The sequence below is a fragment of the Desulfobaculum bizertense DSM 18034 genome (assembly GCF_900167065.1).
Lineage (GTDB): Bacteria > Desulfobacterota > Desulfovibrionia > Desulfovibrionales > Desulfovibrionaceae > Desulfobaculum > Desulfobaculum bizertense.
The window spans coordinates 1-1,298 of sequence record NZ_FUYA01000025.1; the positions used below are offsets into that span (position 1 = coordinate 1).

General features: G+C 49.2%; 1 protein-coding gene and 2 tRNA genes. All 3 read right to left on the bottom strand.

Features of this window, described 5'->3' with window-relative positions; all coding sequences use genetic code 11:
* Positions 1-126: 126 nt before the first annotated feature.
* Positions 127-213, bottom strand: a tRNA-Leu gene (locus tag B5D23_RS14825).
* A 106-nt stretch (positions 214-319) separates the two neighbouring features.
* Positions 320-751 (bottom strand): hypothetical protein, encoded by a 432-nt coding sequence (locus B5D23_RS14830; RefSeq protein ID WP_078686244.1) that lies wholly within the window; start codon positions 749-751, stop codon positions 320-322.
* A gap of 133 nt (positions 752-884) precedes the next feature.
* Positions 885-972, bottom strand: a tRNA-Leu gene (locus B5D23_RS14835).
* Positions 973-1,298 lie beyond the last annotated feature (326 nt).

Below are 1,298 nucleotides of genomic sequence, written 5' to 3' on the forward strand. Positions count from 1 at the left end.
GGGGCAGCGCCCCTTGCAGAGCACGAGACGGAGTCTCGTACCCCACCCACCCACGCTGCGCTGCTTGAGCGCTCCAATAAAAAAAAAGAGGAAACAGAAAACTGTTTCCTCTTTATGAATTCGGGATGGTGCCGAAGGGGAGAGTCGAACTCCCACGAGCGGACGCTCACTAGACCCTGAACCTAGCGTGTCTACCAATTCCACCACTTCGGCACGAGAGGTCATTCGTATAAACCGAGTGGCAGAGGAAAGGCAAGCGAAAAAAGTACAGGGGCGAGAATTGGTCTTCTCGTGTGTCGGGGTTAAGGGCTTGTGTTTTTTACTGTGGGGTATCGGTATCGGGTTTGACTTTAGCGACGAGGTCTTCTCTGAGGACCTGCGCGACGTGGTCGGCGTATTCCTGGACACCTTTCTGGTCCATAGCGGCTTCAGCTTCTTCGAGGCTTTTGAGCTTGGAGAAGGGTTTTGGAGAGGAATAGATCAGATGGATACCGGCGATTTTTTCATGTTTGGAAACCTGAGCCAGCACATTTGCGGCACCGATACGCTTTTTTACACCGGCAGGCATGGGGAGCTGCATGAGGTCTTTTTTGGGGTAAAAAAGGTATTTGATTGCGACGTCTGGGGTCGAGAATGGGTCGTTCTGAAAGCCACCGTCAACATCAAGGCCGCTTTCGCGGGCGGACTCAACCATATGAAAGATGTCGGACGCGAGGCTATAAGCGTAGCTTTTTTCTTCTTCGTTGGGCATATGTGGACTCCTCAAAATATTCAGCACAGTCGACTGTGCCGTTTTTAGCCACATACACGCTCATTGCCCGTCTCTGCAAGATTCATACAACGAAAAAAGGCCTCAATCCTAAGATTGAAGCCCTTATTCTCTATGGTGCCGAGGGGGAGACTCGAACTCCCACGGTCTTTTGGACCACTACCACCTCAAAGTAGCGTGTCTACCAATTCCACCACCTCGGCATTTGCGAACACTTCGTGTCCGTCTGGAGAAGGCTTATCTACATTTTTTTCAGACTTGGCAAGCACTTTTTTCCACTTTTTTTTCTCTTTTTCCACTTTTTCTTTTTAATGTTCCTAATTTATTTAATAATAATAGGTACTTAAATGGTTTATGAACATTACGAACATCCGTGTATTTTTGCTCCTTGCAAGTGTGCAGGTTAGGCGGGGCGGGGAAAGAACCGGGGCCAGGCCCCGGACCCCGCGTAAGGGAATGATTCCCTTACGTATCCTCATCGAGTTTGAATTCCCTCCACGCTTCGCGTGAATGAAATTCAAACTTGTTG